Source organism: Halobacterium sp. DL1 (assembly GCA_000230955.3).
Taxonomy (GTDB): Archaea; Halobacteriota; Halobacteria; order Halobacteriales; family Halobacteriaceae; genus Halobacterium.
Window position 1 is genome coordinate 1,089,603 of record CP007060.1, and the last position, 14,287, is coordinate 1,103,889.

General features: G+C 68.8%; 20 protein-coding genes. 8 read left to right on the forward strand and 12 right to left on the reverse strand.

Annotated elements, in window-relative coordinates; genetic code table 11:
- Window positions 1-77 precede the first annotated feature (77 nt).
- The 4 genes from HALDL1_07145 to HALDL1_07160 all read right to left on the reverse strand — a co-directional run bounded on the left by HALDL1_07145 (window position 78) and on the right by HALDL1_07160 (window position 2,953).
- A complete protein-coding gene (locus HALDL1_07145; protein AHG03397.1) occupies window positions 78-494 on the reverse strand; it encodes a quinol oxidase in 417 nt (138 codons plus the stop codon).
- A gap of 194 nt (window positions 495-688) precedes the next feature.
- Window positions 689-1,366, reverse strand: coding sequence for a phospholipase (locus HALDL1_07150; protein ID AHG03398.1), 678 nt, complete (start codon window positions 1,364-1,366; stop codon window positions 689-691).
- Complete coding sequence (locus HALDL1_07155; GenBank protein ID AHG03399.1) at window positions 1,359-2,315, reverse strand: diguanylate cyclase; 957 nt, start codon at window positions 2,313-2,315, stop codon at window positions 1,359-1,361. Before HALDL1_07155 ends, HALDL1_07150 begins: the two co-directional genes overlap by 8 nt.
- A gap of 23 nt (window positions 2,316-2,338) precedes the next feature.
- Complete coding sequence (locus tag HALDL1_07160) at window positions 2,339-2,953, reverse strand: lactoylglutathione lyase (GenBank protein ID AHG03400.1); 615 nt, start codon at window positions 2,951-2,953, stop codon at window positions 2,339-2,341.
- Between the two features lie 151 nt (window positions 2,954-3,104).
- Between HALDL1_07160 and HALDL1_07165 the strand changes: the two genes are divergently transcribed.
- Both HALDL1_07165 and HALDL1_07170 read left to right on the forward strand, forming a co-directional pair.
- Window positions 3,105-3,860, forward strand: coding sequence for a hypothetical protein (locus tag HALDL1_07165; protein AHG03401.1), 756 nt, complete (start codon window positions 3,105-3,107; stop codon window positions 3,858-3,860).
- A gap of 75 nt (window positions 3,861-3,935) precedes the next feature.
- The gene (locus HALDL1_07170) at window positions 3,936-4,364 is read left to right on the forward strand and encodes a hypothetical protein (GenBank protein AHG03402.1); all 429 of its coding nucleotides are present in this window, start codon (window positions 3,936-3,938) and stop codon (window positions 4,362-4,364) included.
- 116 nt (window positions 4,365-4,480) lie between these two features.
- Here HALDL1_07170 and HALDL1_07175 read toward each other — a convergent pair whose 3' ends face one another.
- Together HALDL1_07175 and HALDL1_07180 are read right to left on the reverse strand one after the other, a co-directional pair.
- On the reverse strand, window positions 4,481-5,572 hold the full coding sequence (locus HALDL1_07175) for a glycosyl transferase family 1 (GenBank protein AHG03403.1): 1,092 nt from the start codon (window positions 5,570-5,572) through the stop codon (window positions 4,481-4,483).
- A 13-nt stretch (window positions 5,573-5,585) separates the two neighbouring features.
- Complete coding sequence (locus tag HALDL1_07180; GenBank protein AHG03404.1) at window positions 5,586-6,635, reverse strand: glycosyl transferase family 1; 1,050 nt, start codon at window positions 6,633-6,635, stop codon at window positions 5,586-5,588.
- A gap of 72 nt (window positions 6,636-6,707) precedes the next feature.
- On the opposite strand from HALDL1_07180, the gene HALDL1_07185 reads away from it, so the two are divergent.
- The 3 genes from HALDL1_07185 to HALDL1_07195 all read left to right on the forward strand — a co-directional run bounded on the left by HALDL1_07185 (window position 6,708) and on the right by HALDL1_07195 (window position 8,199).
- Window positions 6,708-6,983, forward strand: a complete 276-nt coding sequence (locus tag HALDL1_07185; protein AHG03405.1) for a ribonuclease P — start codon at window positions 6,708-6,710, stop codon at window positions 6,981-6,983.
- 74 nt (window positions 6,984-7,057) lie between these two features.
- The gene (locus tag HALDL1_07190) at window positions 7,058-7,300 is read left to right on the forward strand and encodes a hypothetical protein (GenBank protein ID AHG03406.1); all 243 of its coding nucleotides are present in this window, start codon (window positions 7,058-7,060) and stop codon (window positions 7,298-7,300) included.
- The gene (locus tag HALDL1_07195) at window positions 7,300-8,199 is read left to right on the forward strand and encodes a mechanosensitive ion channel protein (GenBank protein ID AHG03407.1); all 900 of its coding nucleotides are present in this window, start codon (window positions 7,300-7,302) and stop codon (window positions 8,197-8,199) included. Before HALDL1_07190 ends, HALDL1_07195 begins: the two co-directional genes overlap by 1 nt.
- A 26-nt stretch (window positions 8,200-8,225) precedes the next feature.
- Here the strand turns inward: HALDL1_07195 and HALDL1_07200 are convergent, their stop codons facing one another.
- From HALDL1_07200 to HALDL1_07215, 4 genes are read right to left on the reverse strand one after another with little or no spacing between them, the layout of a single operon-like run.
- Window positions 8,226-8,675, reverse strand: coding sequence for a GCN5 family acetyltransferase (locus HALDL1_07200; GenBank protein ID AHG03408.1), 450 nt, complete (start codon window positions 8,673-8,675; stop codon window positions 8,226-8,228).
- Window positions 8,668-8,955, reverse strand: a complete 288-nt coding sequence (locus tag HALDL1_07205) for a hypothetical protein (protein AHG05223.1) — start codon at window positions 8,953-8,955, stop codon at window positions 8,668-8,670. Before HALDL1_07205 ends, HALDL1_07200 begins: the two co-directional genes overlap by 8 nt.
- Window positions 8,956-8,996: 41 nt before the next feature.
- The gene (gene arsM, locus HALDL1_07210) at window positions 8,997-9,794 is read right to left on the reverse strand and encodes an arsenite S-adenosylmethyltransferase (GenBank protein ID AHG03409.1); all 798 of its coding nucleotides are present in this window, start codon (window positions 9,792-9,794) and stop codon (window positions 8,997-8,999) included.
- The gene (locus HALDL1_07215) at window positions 9,787-10,158 is read right to left on the reverse strand and encodes a regulatory protein ArsR (GenBank protein AHG03410.1); all 372 of its coding nucleotides are present in this window, start codon (window positions 10,156-10,158) and stop codon (window positions 9,787-9,789) included. The genes arsM and HALDL1_07215 overlap by 8 nt, the downstream gene beginning before the upstream one ends.
- Before the next feature lie 621 nt (window positions 10,159-10,779).
- Here HALDL1_07215 and HALDL1_07220 point away from each other — a divergent pair.
- From HALDL1_07220 to HALDL1_07230, 3 genes are read left to right on the forward strand one after another with little or no spacing between them, the layout of a single operon-like run.
- Entirely contained in the window at window positions 10,780-11,802 is a 1,023-nt protein-coding gene (locus tag HALDL1_07220) for a hypothetical protein (GenBank protein AHG05224.1), read from the forward strand.
- A 37-nt stretch (window positions 11,803-11,839) separates the two neighbouring features.
- Window positions 11,840-12,151 carry a hypothetical protein gene (locus HALDL1_07225; GenBank protein ID AHG03411.1) on the forward strand — a complete coding sequence of 104 codons (312 nt, stop codon included), beginning with the start codon at window positions 11,840-11,842 and terminating at the stop codon, window positions 12,149-12,151.
- Between the two features lie 27 nt (window positions 12,152-12,178).
- Window positions 12,179-13,159 (forward strand): cysteine synthase, encoded by a 981-nt coding sequence (locus HALDL1_07230; protein AHG03412.1) that lies wholly within the window; start codon window positions 12,179-12,181, stop codon window positions 13,157-13,159.
- A 1-nt stretch (window position 13,160) separates the two neighbouring features.
- Here the strand turns inward: HALDL1_07230 and HALDL1_07235 are convergent, their stop codons facing one another.
- Together HALDL1_07235 and HALDL1_07240 are read right to left on the reverse strand one after the other, a co-directional pair.
- Window positions 13,161-13,571, reverse strand: a complete 411-nt coding sequence (locus HALDL1_07235) for a CoA-binding protein (GenBank protein AHG03413.1) — start codon at window positions 13,569-13,571, stop codon at window positions 13,161-13,163.
- Window positions 13,572-13,602: 31 nt separating this feature from the next.
- A complete protein-coding gene (locus tag HALDL1_07240) occupies window positions 13,603-14,250 on the reverse strand; it encodes a hypothetical protein (GenBank protein ID AHG03414.1) in 648 nt (215 codons plus the stop codon).
- Window positions 14,251-14,287 lie beyond the last annotated feature (37 nt).

The following is a 14,287-nucleotide window of genomic DNA, read 5'->3' on the forward strand; positions in this document are numbered from 1 at the left end:
GTTCGTCGGGCAGGACTGAGGGGTTCTGAAGCGTCGGGGGCGGCGCGTTCCGAATTCCGAACTCGGGAACCTGTCAGTCAGGCGAGCGTGACGCCGAGGCTGTACGCCCACTCGCTGGTCGCGATGGCCGCGAATCCGACGGCGCCGCCCGCGAGCGCGACGTTCTTCAGGAACTGCGTCATCTCGTCCTGCTGCTGGTCCTCCGGGACCGCCCAGAAGTCGTGCATCAGCACGGCCGAGGCGAGCAGGAATCCCGCGACGGCAAGCGCACCGACGACTGGGAACGCGCCGAGGACGACGGCGAACCCACCGAGTACGAGCACGGCACCGGACGCGAGCACGGAGAATTTCGGCGCCGGCAGTCCCTTGTGCTGGGCGTAGCCGGTCAGCTGGTCGATTTGCATGAAGTGGTTCAATCCCATGAACGCGACGACGCCGCCGAACAGCACGCGCGCGACGAGCAGGCCGACGCCTTCGAGGCCGGTCGCGACCATCAGGCGCTCACCCCTGTGGGCTGCGCTGGCTGACCGTTCGACTGTGCGCCGGATCGGACTGTGGTTTGCATAGTGGGTTTCACGACGTAAGGTAGTTCGGTAGGGAACCTACTTGTACGCTTGGCGGCACCGCCGCCACCGGGTGACACGCGTGTCCCCCCCGCCCGTTGGGGCACATCCAGCCTGTCGAGGCGCTACGCGTCGTCCGCGAGGACCCGTTCGAGCAGCCCCCCAGCGACCGCGAACTCGTCGTCGGTGACGGCGTGGCCGACCCCCTCGTAGATGCGCTCGGTGACGTCGGCGTCGATGGCCCGGAACGCGGCAGCCGTCTCGCGAACGCGCTCGACCGGCACGTGCTCGTCGCTGTCGCCGCAGCCGAGGAAGACTGGCGTGCCGGCGAGGCTGCCGTCGTCGTCCGCTGAGGCGACCGACGAACCCAGCAGGCCCCCGCTCAGCGCGACGACCCCACCGTAGCGCCGCGGGTTCCGCACCGCGTACTCGCTGGCGAGGCAGGCGCCCTGCGAGAACCCGAACAGCACCACTCGCTCGGTCGGCACGCCCCACGTCGCGACGTCGTCGAACACCCTGTCAACTGCCGCGAGCGCCGACGAGACGTGGGGCTCGTTGCGCGACAGCGGGCCGAACGCGTCGTGGGGGAACCACCGACTACGCTCTGCCTCCGGCGCGACGAACGTCACGCCGTGGCGGTAGAGCGGCTCCGCGAGATTGACGATTCCCTGCGCCGTCGCGCCACGCCCGTGGAGAGCCACGACGACGGCCTCCGCGACCGATGCCGGCGCGCCCGCCGTGACGACCGGCTGGTCGGCATGGGGGTCCGGGGTTCCGCTTCGCTCGTCCGACTCCTCAGCCACTGGCGCCCTCCTCCGGCCGTTCGAGGGGCGGCAACTGGCTCTCGATCAGCTCGCGGTCCTCCGCGAACCGGTCGGGGAGCGCGAGTGACTCGCCCAGTTCGCTGACGTCCTCGTCGACAGTCAGTCCGGGCGATTCGGTCGCGAGTTCGAAGAGGATGCCGCCGTCCTCCCGGACGTACAGGGAGTGGAAGAAGTAGCGGTCGCGGACGCGCGAGACGTCGTCCCCTCGCTCCCGGAAGAGGGCGTGCCACTCGTACAGTTCCTCGACGCTCGCGACGCGCACAGCGACGTGCTGGATGGAGCCCGTGCCCTCGCGGCCGAACCCCGCCGGTTCGTCGAGGACGTCCACCACGGTCGCGTGGTCGCCGCCCGCCTCGTAGCGGATGCGGGTCCCGCTGTCGGTCGCTTCCTCGCCGACGAGGTCGAACCCCAGCGTCTCCAGGAGCGCGCCTGTGGTGTACGGGTTCGTCGGGAGCGCGGTGACGCTGTGGACGCAGCGTATCGCGTACGCCGCCGGGACGTCGCTCTGGTGCCACGGTTCGACTGGGGCGTCACCCTCGACGAGTTCAACGTTCGTGCCGTCCGGGTCCTGGAAGCGGAGCAGTCGGTCTCCGAACCGCCGACTTGGTCCCTCGACGTCCACGCCGTTCGCTTCGAGGCGGTCCCGCCAGAACGACAGCGACCCCTCCGGGACGACGAACGCCACGGCGGCAATCTGGGGTTTGCCGACGCGGCCCGGCACCTCGTTCGGATACGGGAAGCAGGTCAGCACGGTCCCCGGGTCGGCTGTGCCGTTGCCGTAGAACAGGTGGTGGCGGAGCATGTCCTCCTGGTTGACCGTGCGCTTGACCAGGCGGAGGCCGAGCACGCCCACGTAGAAGTCGACGTTCCGCTGGGCCTGCTCGACGAGACCGGTGACGTGGTGGATGCCGGGCGTGTCGGTGAGCATCGAGTCGGTGGAGGTCGGTGGCCTCAGTAGCCGACGCCGGTCGAGGCGTCCGGGAGGTCGTTCGGCTCGGCGTCGAGGCCGAGTTCCTCGAGCGCCGCCTTCATGTGCTCGTCCTCGGCGAAGTCGGAGCCGTCCTCCTCGCGGATGCGCTGGGCAGTCGCCAGCACTTCGCCCCGCCGGTCGTCGGGGATGTCGTACTTGTCTGCGGAGAGTTCGATGATGAGGCCGTTGTTGTCCTGGGTGTACAGCGAGAAGAAGATGCCCCGGTCGAAGACGTTGTAGCCGTGGCCGGCGTCGTCGAGGGCCGCCATGACGTCCTCGAAGTCCTCTGCCGCGATGGAGAAGGAGAGGTGGTGGACGCCGCCGACCTGGGTGCGGAGGCGCCCGCGGTTCGAGTCCCGGTCGTCGCTGACGAAGACGGTGAGGATGCGGCCGTCGCCGGTGTCGAAGAACAGGTGGGTCTGGGAGGGGTCGTCGAGGTTCGGCTGGCGGAGCACGAGGGGCATCCCCAGCAGGTCGCGGTAGAACGCGATGGTCTCCTCGGCGTTGCTCCCCCAGACGGTGATGTGGTCGGTGCCGGTCGTCCGGAACGGGCTGTCTGGCGGGTCTGCGCTGACGGAAATCGAGTCGTCTGCCATACGCGTCGGTACGCCACCCGCGCGGATAAGCGCTCGCGGATGGCGGCGTCACCCGGTGGCACGCGCGTAACCGCCCACGACGAGACCGCGTCTCGCGGTGGGCGAGGGTCCAAGCGCCACCGCTTTATCCGGGTGGGGCGTAGCCGGGGGCGTGCAAATCGTCGGGTACGAGACGACGCCGGGCGACGGCCCGGCCGCCCTCCGCGTCGCCGCCGCCGGCCACGTCGAACGCGTCCCCCTCACCGCTGGCACCGAACTCGCCTACACGCTGAGCGAGCGCCACTGTGCGGGCGTGACCAGCGACGGCAGCCACGAGTGCTGCGACGACCCCGACGCCCCGTACTGCTCGGACCACAGCTCGCGGTGGCCCTGTGGCCGCTGCATCGGGAACTGCGCGATGCCCATCGACGCCTGCCACGAGGAACACGCCATTTACCTCGCTGCCTTCGCCCCGGACACGTTCAAGGTCGGCGTGACGCGCTCCTGGCGCCTCGACGAGCGCCTCCGCGAGCAAGGCGCCGACCGCGCCGCCCACGTCAGGACTGTCGAGGACGGTCGCCGGGCGCGACAGGTCGAGTACGGAATCGCCGACGAGATTCCTGACCGCGTGCGCGTCCCGATCAAGGTCGAAGGCCTCGACGAGCGCGTGGACGAAGCGGCGTGGCGCGCGCTCGTCGACCAGTACGACCCCATCGAGGAGTTCGACTTCGACTACGGGTTCAGCCTCGACAGCCGTCCCGTCGCGGAGACGATGGCCACCGGAACCGTCGTCGGGACGAAGGGACGGGTCCTCGTCCTCGACCGGGGCGGGACGACGTACGCTGTGGACCTCCGCGACTTCGTCGGCTACGACGTCCGCGAGGAGGCGAGCGAGCGCGAGGTGCAGTCGAGTCTGGGCGCGTTCTGAACCGCCGGGAACGACGGCCCCGCCGTGCGAGCCAGGAAGCCGGCTTTTTTCAGTACGGGCAGCGAACTCGGGGGTATGGCAGACGACGAACCCGACAACGAGCCGGCCGCGGAGTCCCAGGAGACGGACAGCCAGGAGACCGAGGGCGAGGAGAAGTCCTTCCGGGAGCGCGTGAAGGAGATCCGGGAGGAGCGAGCCCAGGAGCGCGAGGAGGGCGACGGCCCCGACGACCCCCGCGAGCGCATGGGAGAGGCCATGGGTGGCGGTGGCGGCCCCGGCGGCATGGGCGGCGGTGGCGGCAACCCGTTCGCGCAGATGATGGGCGGCATGATGGGCGGTGGCGGCGGCGGTCCCGGTGGCCCCGGCGGCATGGGCGGCCCCGGCCGCGAGGAGAGCGGCGGCGGCACCAGCGAGAAGGCCGAGCGCGAACTGGAGATGCTCCGCAAGGAACTGGAGCGCACGAACAACAAGCTCGATCGCATCGCGAACGCGCTGGAAGACTGAACGTACCGCGCTGATTTTCGGTTTCTCGTTTATAATCCCAGGGGCGTTCTGGCTGTGCCCTCGGAGCTACTCGTCACCCACGTGGGCAGGAGAACGAACGACGCCTGGGCAGAAACTCACCACAGCGACCGGTACCGGTCCTCGAGTTTGTCGATGGCGCGTTCGACGCTGACGTCCTCGCGGCGCGCGAGGCAGTTCTCCGAGAGGCGGTCGCGCTCGTCGAGCGTGCGCCGAATAGCGCGCCGGAACCCGTCGACGTCGCCCGGTTCGTAGTGGAACCCGGTCTCTCCGTCGACGACGGTTTCAGAGAGCGCGCCGGCGTTCACGCCCGCTACGGGCGTCCCGCAGGCGTTTGCCTCCAGGGCGACCAGTCCCTCCGTCTCGACTGGACTGGGGAACGCGAAGGCGTCGAGCACGGAGTAGAACGCGGGCAGTTCCTCGCGGTCGAGGAAGCCCAGGAAGCAGGCGTCGACGTCCCGTCCGGCGGCTTCGCGTTCGAGGTCCTCGCGCGCCGGACCGTCGCCGCCGAAGACGAGCGTGGCGTCGATGCCCTCGGCGGCCGCGAGCAGGTCAGAGAGCCGCTTCTCGTAGCCGTGTCGTCCGGTGTAGCCGACGAGCGGGCCGTCCGGGAGGCCGTGGCGCTCGCGGAAGCCGTCGCCGTCGGTCGGCCTGAAGCGCTCGGTGTCGACGCCGTTCGGGAGTGACTCGATTCGGGTGTCGACGCCCAGGTCCCGGACGTGGCTGCAGGTGCGCTCGCTCGGGCAGAGCACGAGGTCCGCGCGCTCGAGGAACCACTTCTCCCAGCGCTCGCTCGCGCGTCGCACGAGTCCGGTGACGGCGTCCGGGCCTACGTACTCGGCGTACTCCGCGGTCGGCGTGTGGTAGGTAGTGACAAGCGGGACGTCGCGGTCGGCGGCGAGGCGCCACGCAGCCACGCCGAGGCCGAACGGCGTGTGCGCGTGGACGACGTCGACGTTCCGGACGCTCGACGGCGCCCTGGGGAACGCGATTCGGTAGCCGTCGTAGAACGGGAACGGGAGACTCGACACCGGGTACTCCCCGTTCTCTGGCTGGTGGCTGGAGCGCGGGTAGACGATCGGCATCTCGCCGCCGCGGGCGTGCCAGTGGTCGCGCCACGTCGAGACGGTGTACGTGACGCCGTTGACCGTCGGCAGGTACGAATCCGTGAACGCAGCGACGTTCGGCAGGTTGCCCGCCACGCTACCCCTCCACGAGCTCTCGGTAGGTCGTTTCGAGTTCGTCGCCGACTCGCTCGAGACTGTGCTCCTCGGCCGTCTCCCGGGCGTTCTCGCCGAGGCGCTCGCGGAGGTCCGGGTCCGCGGCGAGGCGTTCGAGCGCTTCCTCGAACTCCTCGAACGTCGAGCACATCAGACAGTCCTCGCCGTCGGTGTAGAACTCCCGGAAGACGTCGATGTCCCTGAGGACGACCGGCTTGCCGCAGGCCATCGCTTCCAGCACCGCGATGCCCTGGTTCTCGACCTTCGCAGGGAACAGGTAGACGTCGCCCGCGCCGAACGCCGCGCGCTTGTCCTCCATGAACCCCGTGAACGTGACATTCTCGGGCGGGTCGTTCACCCAGCGTCTCGTGGCCGCCCCAGCCTGGGGCCCCTCGTCGTAGGGACCGAACCACGCGAAGTCGTACGCCGTCTCCTGGGCGAGTTCGCAGAACGTCGTCAGTCCCTTCCGCTCGAACACCTCGCCGACGGCGTAGACGACCATCCCGTCCAGGTCGAAGCGCTCGCGGGTCTCCTCGCGGAACTGCTCGTAGCCAGCCATGCTCTCCAGGTCCACGCCGTTGGACATCGGGCGGATGGGCGCCTCGACCGGGTAGGACTCGAGGACGCCCTTCGTGTACTCGCTCGGGCAGAGCACGAGGTCTGCCTGCGAGTAGAACCACCGGAGGTACGGTTCGAGCAGCGGGGCGACTCTCGTCGACCCGCGGAACGACTCGGCGAAGTCCTCTTTCGTGACGTGGGCGTGGAGCACCAGCGGGATGTCGTTGCGCTTCGCGTGCCGGGCGACAGCGACGCTTCCCGGCCCCACGAGGTTGCAGTGGGCCACGTCGTACTTCGCGAAGTAGCCCTCGCCGGCGAACGCGGTACCGAGGGACTGCACTGGGTTGCCGGCGCGCCACGGCGATTCGACTACCTCGACGTCCGTCGTCGCGAGGGCCGTCCGCTGCTGGCGGGTCGCCGTGACCATCCCGCCGCGGACGTGGTCCTCGAACTCGAGGTAGTTCAACGCGCGCATCGTCGGAGGCAAACCGACCGCGGCCGATAATCCTACCGGAACCGTCTTGTGCGCGACGCGACGAGCGCGAACATGGGAATCGCGGCGGAACGCATCGACAGACTCCGGGTGCTCGCCCGGGAGGCCGCCCGGGAGGGCGACGCCGAGCGCGCCCGCGAGTACGTCCGCCTCGCCCGCCGCCTCGCCGAGCGCAACCGCCTCACGCTCCCCCGTGAGTTCCGCCGGTTCACCTGCGACGCCTGCGACGCCTACCTGATCCCCGGTCGGAACGCCCGCGTCCGCACGCAGTCGGGCCACGTCGTCGTCACCTGCGACTGCGGCCACCAGTCCAGGTACCCCTACGAGTAGCGCTCCGGGCCGCGGAGTGCCACGACGCCGAGGTAACAACTTTCAATGCGTCTGCCCCGCAAGACCGGGTAGGAATGTCCGAGGACCTAGCAAAGAAAGCACACGAGGCCGACGTCACCGTTTGGGTGGGGAAGGCGGGCGTCGACTCCGTCACCGAGGAACTCGCCGACCAGCTACAGGACCGCGACGTGGTGAAGGTGAAGTTCCTCCGGTCGGCCCGCGGGAGCGAGGAGACGGCGGACCTGGCCGACAGGCTCGCCGAGCAGACCGGCAGCGAAATCGTCGACGTCCGCGGTAACACGGCGGTCTACAAGTAATGCCGGTGGACCCACTGCCGTTCGTCGAGGACGTCGTCCCGCAGTACGCAGTGGCAATCACGCAACTCGTCTACTTCGTCGCGTCGTTCGTCGCGGTCTACCTGCTCGGTCGCGTGTTCGTCCGACCGCTGTTCGACCGCGTGCTCCGAAACCGCGATTTAGACGCACACGCGCGCCGCCCTCTCAAGAAGATCGTGTCGCTCGCGATCGTCTTCGCCGCCATCTCGATGGCGTTCAGTTTCGCCGGGTACGGCAACCTCCTGACCAGCCTGGCCACCATCGCCGCGGCCGCCACGCTCGCCATCGGCTTCGCGATGCAGGACGTTCTCTCGAACTTCGTCGCCGGCATCTTCATCTACGCTGACGAGCCGTTCCGCATCGACGACTGGATCGAGTGGGACGACCACTCCGGCATCGTCGAGGACATCAGTCTCCGCGTCACGCGCGTCCGCACGTTCGACAACGAACTGCTGACGGTGCCGAACTCCCAGCTCACGGACGGCGTCATCAAGAACCCAGTCGCCAAGGAGCAGTTGCGCCAGCAGTTCCTCTTCGGCATCGGCTACGGTGACGACATCGACGAGGCCACCGAGATAATCGTCGAGGAGGCGGAGACCCACGACGACATCCTCGACGACCCGCCCGTCTCCGTCCGCCTGACCGAACTCGGTGACTCCTACGTCGGCCTGAAGAGCCGGTTCTGGATCGCCAACCCCTCGCGTTCGGACTTCGTGAAGACCCGCAGCACGTACGTCCAGCGCGTCAAGGAGCGTTTCGACGAGGCCGGCATCGACATCCCGTACCCCATCCGGACCCTCGACGGCGAGGTCGAACTCTCCGGGTCGACGGGGGCCGGGCAGCTCGGCGGGTCCTCGGGCGTCGAACAGCTAGACGGGTAGCGCGGGTCTCCGCGGCCCGCCGCCGGTCACTCCACTGACTTCTCCATGCAGGTCGCGGACTGTGGACAGTGCTCGGCGAACAGCGTCGACTCCTGGACACGCGGCGGAACGGCGTCCCGGTCGGTCGTCTCGAAGCTCCGCGCCCGGAAGAATTCCGGTGCGGTCGTCGTCAGGAGGTAGAGCGCGCTCGCCCCCTCCTCGATTGCGAACGCCTCCAGTTCGTCGCACAGCACCGTCCCGTAGCCCGCCGATCGGTGGGCCTCGGCGACGACGACGGACCGCACGACGGCGTCCGTGCCGTACAGTTCGACGCCGCCGGCAGCGACGACAGTGCCGTCCGCGCGCCCGACGAAGAACTGCCCCGGACTCGACTCGAGGCCGTCGTGCGGGAGGTCGCTGGCCGCCAGTAGCGCCGCGACCCGGTCCAGTTCCGCCGGATTGGCGGCCCGGACGGTCAGGGGCTGCGAATCAGGCACTGTTGCAGGTGGGCCCCCAGGCGACGGTGACACTGACGTTGCCGGGCAGGTCGAGGACCAGACCCTTGCAACGCTGGACGCACCGGGCTAGCTTGCGGGCGCGTCGCGCGGTGACGGCGACGAACGCCGCCGTGGCGGCGACGACGCCGGCGGCCACCGGACCGCTCGCGGCCCAGAGCAACACCGGTATCGCCGCCGCCATCGCGTAGCTCGCGAGTACCTTCTGCCAGGTCAGTCGGTCGTACCTCGTCCGTTCGTGTGGGTCGGGTGAGTCGTGCATCGTGGGTGAGTGCGTGGTGGGTGTTCGTCTGTCGGTCGTCGCTACTCGTCTGGTTTCTCGGCTTCGATGGTCGCGGAGACGACGTAGTCGCGCGGGTCGCGGTCGGCGTCGAACGTCCGGTCGACCTCGCCGTCTGCGTCTGGTTCGACGGAGACGTCGACGAACCCGGCGTCCGCGAGCATCGCCTCGACAGCTGCTATCGTCGACGCGCCGCCGACGCAACCAGCGATGGTGTCGAGGTCGGTGCGGTACTCCGCCGGGAGGTCAGCCGTCAGCACCAGGTCGGAGATGGCGAGGCGGCCGCCGGGCCGGAGGACGCGGAAGGCCTCCCGGAACACCTGGGGTTTGTCCGGCGAGAGGTTGACGACGCAGTTCGAGATGACGACGTCGACGGTCTCGTCCCCGACTGGGAGGTGTTCGATCTCGCCGAGTCGGAACTCGACGTTCTCCGCGTCGTTCTTCTCGGCGTTCTCGCGCGCCCGCTCGACCATCTCGGGGGTCATGTCGACGCCGACGACGCGGCCCGCGGCGCCGACCGCCCGGCCCGCGAGGAAGCAGTCGAAGCCGCCGCCCGAGCCCAGGTCGAGGACGCTGTCGCCGGTCTCCAGGCTCGCGATGGCAGTGGGGTTTCCGCAGCCGAGTCCGAGGTTCGCGCCCGGTTCGACGGCCGCCAGGTCGTCGTCGGAGTAGCCGATGCCGCGGGCGTCGTCGGCTGGCTCACCGGCCGTGTCGCCACAGCAGCCAGACGATTCGGTCGCGGCCTCGGCGTACCGCTCCCGCACAGCGGTCCGCTGTGTCGCGGCGTCGACGCCGTCGCTGGCTCGTGTGTCCTCAGTCATCGTCGGGCCCCCTCGTCTCGTCGAGCACGTCGAGGATGCGGTCCGCGCGGGGCGTCGCGGTGTAGTACCGCCACCGCCCCTCCTTGCGTCGGTCGACGAGACCGGCGCTGAACAGCCGGGAGAGCGCCTGGCTCACCGCGCTCTGGCTCACGCCGAGCGCGGGTTCGATTTCACAGACGCAGACCGCGTTGTCCGCGTCGGCGATGAGGCGGAGCGCCTCGTAGCGCGTGTCGTTGCCGAGCGTCGCCAGCGTGTCGACGTCGGCTGCGAGCGCCTGCTCGGAGAGCTCGTGGCTGACCGAGCAACAGCCGGGCTCGGGTCGGTCCATCTCGTCAGCGTCGGTGGTGGACTGGTGCTCTGCCATCTTAGCGTATTCTAATATTAGCGCATTCTAATATAATTGTTTGGGTCGGTGGCTCACGGTCCGAGACAGCGAGGCGAACGACAGAAGCTGGCGCAAAATGGCCGGGAAGCGATACGATGGCTCGCTCGACCTGTGTTCTCGCGTCTGGCGACTGCGCAACGGTATGACCGCGAGCCCGCGGCTCCTCTCCAGTAAAACGGCAGTATGAGTGCGGACAATCGGGGTCGCCCGGTGTTCCCACCCGGGTAGTCCCGGTCGCCTCCTCCACCCCGCGACCCTTCGAGCGACGGACGTTCGGTGCTCCGCTGCTCACTTCCGTGCCTGACGGAGTGGCACCGACGAACCGCGACGACGACGCCCTTGCAGGCGCGCGCCGCGGACCGCCGTCCCCGAAGGACGAGGCTTCCACGTTGGCTCCCGGGGCCCGAACGGGTCTACGGGACTCCCCCGGTCTTCGGCCCCCGCTGATGACTATCTCGCGGGCAAGGGCGGGGCCAAACCGCCCGGCCTAGTCCAGTTCGTCATTACCCACACCCTCATAAGGGCCTTTCGGGTTGGACGACGCGCGATGCTAACGTGTAACAGATTAACACTTTGGTCTCGTGGCAAGAACTGCCGCCCATGGCCGAACTGGCCGACCACTACGCGGCGATCCGCGAGGAGTTCGACTACGACCGGCCGGACGTCGACGTCGGGTCGCTCCCTGCCGGCGTCGTGGACCGCGCGTTCTCCGCGACGACGGACGTCGAGGCGCTGCGGGACGCCGGCGACGAGACGAAGTTCATCGCCAGCGCGGGGCTGACGGGGACGCCCCACGTCGGCACCGTGGCGCAGATGTTCGCGGTGAAGCGCCTCGACGAGGCCGGCTTCGACACGGAGTTCCTCGTCGCGGACTACGAGAAGTACGCGGGCAGCGGCCGCGACCTAGACGTCGTCCGGAACCTCGCAGCGGACTACGAGACCTTCCTCGACCGCATCGGCTACGAGGGGGAGGTGCGGACGCAGTACGACGCCGAGGACGTGATGCACACCGCGTTCCGTCTGGCGCCGTACTGGGAGACAGAGCCCGACTTCGAGATGGACGTCGACCCGACGCCCTGGGAGCAGGAACTGAAGGCGGCCTACGAGCGCGACCAGGTGGAACTCGCCGACGCCTCCGGGGGGACGGAGTTCGGCCGGAATCTCACCGGCCTGCTCTGTCTCGCGGACTTCATGCACCCTTCGCTCGCGGAGGGGTACGAGCGCGCGGTGTTCGTCCTCGGCGTCGACGAACACGCGCTCTACGAGTACAACCACTACCTCGTGGACGGGTCGCCGTTCGACCCCGCGTTCGAGGGCCTGTTCACGCGCATGGTCCGGGGACTGAACGGCTATCCGAAGATGTCGAAGACAATCCCCGGGTCCGGCATCAAGATGGACATGGCGCCCGAGCGAGTGCGGGAACTCGTCAGGGAGGCCGACGAGGACTGCCCGCCCGTGGAATCCCCGCTCTACCAGATGATGTGTCTCGTCTCGGAGTACGACGCCGACCGACTCGCAGACCTGGAGGCGGCGTGCCGCGACGGCGGTGAGGCGTGGGACGCCGCCGTCGAGGCGTACGCGGCGTACCTCGGGAATCTCGCCGCGAACTGGCCCGAGGAATAGGGAAACTGTCATCCCGTCTGCCGCGCTAGGGCCGCCCATGGGATTCGGTTCGACTGCGAAGAAACTCCAGCGAGTCACCGAACTGGCGGACAAGCTCTACGAGCGCTTCGAGAAGCTCCGCGAGCAGGTCAACGAACTCACCGGCACCGTCGAGGAGACGAACGACCGGGTGGCCACCCTCGAATCGGAACTCTCCGAGCAGCGGGCGCTCCTCGAGGCGCTCGCCGAGGAGCAGGGGGTCGACGCGGAGGAGGTCACCGCGGACGTTTCGGTGTCGGAAGGCGGGGACAGTGCAGCGGAGACGGCCGCGGGAAGAACGGCCGACGGCGCCGCGGATGGCAACGACTAAAGAACGCCGGCAAGAATTACGCCGACAATGACCACCCACCGGAGGCCGCTGGACTCGGTGCTCGAAACCGTCGGGGAGACGCCGCTCGTGCGGGTGCAGGCCGCCCCGGACGCGGTGCCGGTGTACGCGAAACTGGAGTCGTTCAACCCCGGGGCGAGCGTGAAAGACCGCATCGGCCTCTACATGCTCGAGGCGATGCTCGACTCCGGGGAGCTCCCCGAGGGCGGCACCGTCATCGAGCCCACCGCGGGCAACACCGGCATCGGGTTCGCCGTCGCCGCCGGACAGCTCGGCATCGACGCCGTCTTCGTCGTCCCCGAGCGCTTCAGCGTCGAGAAGCAGACGCTGATGGACGCGCTGGGAGCCGAGGTGATCAACACGCCCACCGAGGACGGGATGGGCGGCGCCATCCAGCGCGCCCACGAACTCGCCGAGGAACTCGACGACGCGGTCGTCCCACAGCAGTTCTCCAACCCACTGAACGCGGAGGCCCACTACGAACTCACCGGGCCGGAGATCCACGACGCCCTCGACGGCGAGGTCGGTGCGCTCGTCGCGGGCTGTGGCACCGCCGGCACCCTGATGGGGACCGGACGCTGCCTCCGCGACGACGTCCCGGACCTCTACGTCACGGCCGTCGAACCCTCGGGGTCGCTGTACGCACGGATGGTTGGCCGGGACGTCGAGGCCGCCGAGTACAAGACGGAGGGCATCGGCACCCACGACCCCGCGACGAACGAACTGTTCGACCCGGAGTTCGTCGACGACGTGGTCCAGATTCCCGACCGCGACACGCACGCGGAGATGCAACGGCTCGCCCGCGAGGAGGGGCAGCTCGTCGCGTCGAGTTCCGCCGCGAACAGCCTCGCTGCCCTCGACGTCGCAGAGCGCGCCGCCGCGGGGGATCTCGACCTCCCCCACGACTGCGTCGTGACGGTGTTCCCGGACTCTAGCGAGCGCTACCTCTCGAAGGGCGTTTACGGCGACTACGAGTCCTGGGAGGGCTGAGTCAGACCACCAGTCGCTGGTGTTCGACCTTGGCACACTTGTCCTGGACGACGCGTAGCCCCGCGTCCTCGGCGCGCTCGGCGGCCTTGTCGTCGCGGATGCCGAGTTGCGTCCACACTACCTCGACGTCGCTGCGTTCGATGGCCTCGTCGACGATGCCCGCGACCTCATCGCTCGGGCGGAAGACGTCCACGACGTCGACATCCTCCTCGACGTCGGTCAGCGAGTCGTAGGCCTCCCGGCCGAATATCTCGTCAGCGAACGGGTTGACGGGAATCACGTCGTAGCCGTGGCGTCGGAGGTAGGCCGGAATCTCGTGGGCGTCCTTCCCCGGCGTGCTCGAACAGCCGACGACGGCGACGCTGTCGTACTCGAGAATCTCGGTCAGTTCGTCGTCTGTTTCGACGGGCATGTGGGACGCTACGTAGCGTGGGGCGAAAAATCTACAGGGAGCGCCACTCCGTACCGCCGTCGACGCCCATCAGGCGCCCCTCGAAGTCGCCGTCGTCGTCCTCCCGGACCGTGACGATGCCGTCGAACAGTTGCTTGAGCGGGCTGACGGTCTGCTCGTCGTGGGCCGAGGAGTCGATGATGAAGACGCCGAGGGCGTCGGCGCTCTGGACCCGGCCCGTGAACACGTGGAGGAACCGGAAGACGGTCTGGAGGTCCGAGTACATCAGCAGCGTCGACAGCGAGTGGAGGAGGATGCGGTTGCGGGTGAGACCGCGCTTCTGGTAGAGCGCGCGCAGCAGCTCGGAGAGCTCGATACCGATGCCGGTGAGGTCGACAGGCGAGGAGGCGTAGCGGACGAGTTCGGACTCGGTGGTGCTGCCCATCCCCTGTTGCTTCGTGACGCAGTCGACGATGCCCACCGTCGGGTCGACGTCGCCGGCGAGTTCCGCGAAGTCCTCGGCGACGCGGTCGGCGTTGTCCTTCGTCGTGACGAAGATGGAGCCTTCCCCGTTGCGCGCGCCGGTCTCCAGAATCTGGAAACCCAGCTCGCGCTTGCCGCTCATCGGCGGCCCCTCGATCAGGACGTTCGTCCCGGGGTCGACCTCGACGTCTGAGAAGGCCGCACCAAGTTCGTACATGTCGCTACCCCTCGCCTCCGGACAGCAGGGGGTGGCG

Coding starts and splice junctions, on each gene's coding strand:
- HALDL1_07145 (AHG03397.1), bottom strand. CDS start 494: ATGGTCGCGACCGGCCTCGAAGGCGTCGGCCTGCTCGTCGCGCGCGTG.
- HALDL1_07155 (AHG03399.1), bottom strand. CDS start 2,315: ATGCTCACCGACACGCCCGGCATCCACCACGTCACCGGTCTCGTCGAG.
- HALDL1_07160 (AHG03400.1), bottom strand. CDS start 2,953: ATGGCAGACGACTCGATTTCCGTCAGCGCAGACCCGCCAGACAGCCCG.
- HALDL1_07170 (AHG03402.1), top strand. CDS start 3,936: ATGGCAGACGACGAACCCGACAACGAGCCGGCCGCGGAGTCCCAGGAG.
- HALDL1_07180 (AHG03404.1), bottom strand. CDS start 6,635: ATGCGCGCGTTGAACTACCTCGAGTTCGAGGACCACGTCCGCGGCGGG.
- HALDL1_07185 (AHG03405.1), top strand. CDS start 6,708: ATGGGAATCGCGGCGGAACGCATCGACAGACTCCGGGTGCTCGCCCGG.
- HALDL1_07190 (AHG03406.1), top strand. CDS start 7,058: ATGTCCGAGGACCTAGCAAAGAAAGCACACGAGGCCGACGTCACCGTT.
- HALDL1_07195 (AHG03407.1), top strand. CDS start 7,300: ATGCCGGTGGACCCACTGCCGTTCGTCGAGGACGTCGTCCCGCAGTAC.
- HALDL1_07205 (AHG05223.1), bottom strand. CDS start 8,955: ATGCACGACTCACCCGACCCACACGAACGGACGAGGTACGACCGACTG.
- arsM (AHG03409.1), bottom strand. CDS start 9,794: ATGACTGAGGACACACGAGCCAGCGACGGCGTCGACGCCGCGACACAG.
- HALDL1_07215 (AHG03410.1), bottom strand. CDS start 10,158: ATGGCAGAGCACCAGTCCACCACCGACGCTGACGAGATGGACCGACCC.
- HALDL1_07220 (AHG05224.1), top strand. CDS start 10,780: ATGGCCGAACTGGCCGACCACTACGCGGCGATCCGCGAGGAGTTCGAC.
- HALDL1_07225 (AHG03411.1), top strand. CDS start 11,840: ATGGGATTCGGTTCGACTGCGAAGAAACTCCAGCGAGTCACCGAACTG.
- HALDL1_07230 (AHG03412.1), top strand. CDS start 12,179: ATGACCACCCACCGGAGGCCGCTGGACTCGGTGCTCGAAACCGTCGGG.
- HALDL1_07235 (AHG03413.1), bottom strand. CDS start 13,571: ATGCCCGTCGAAACAGACGACGAACTGACCGAGATTCTCGAGTACGAC.
- HALDL1_07240 (AHG03414.1), bottom strand. CDS start 14,250: ATGTACGAACTTGGTGCGGCCTTCTCAGACGTCGAGGTCGACCCCGGG.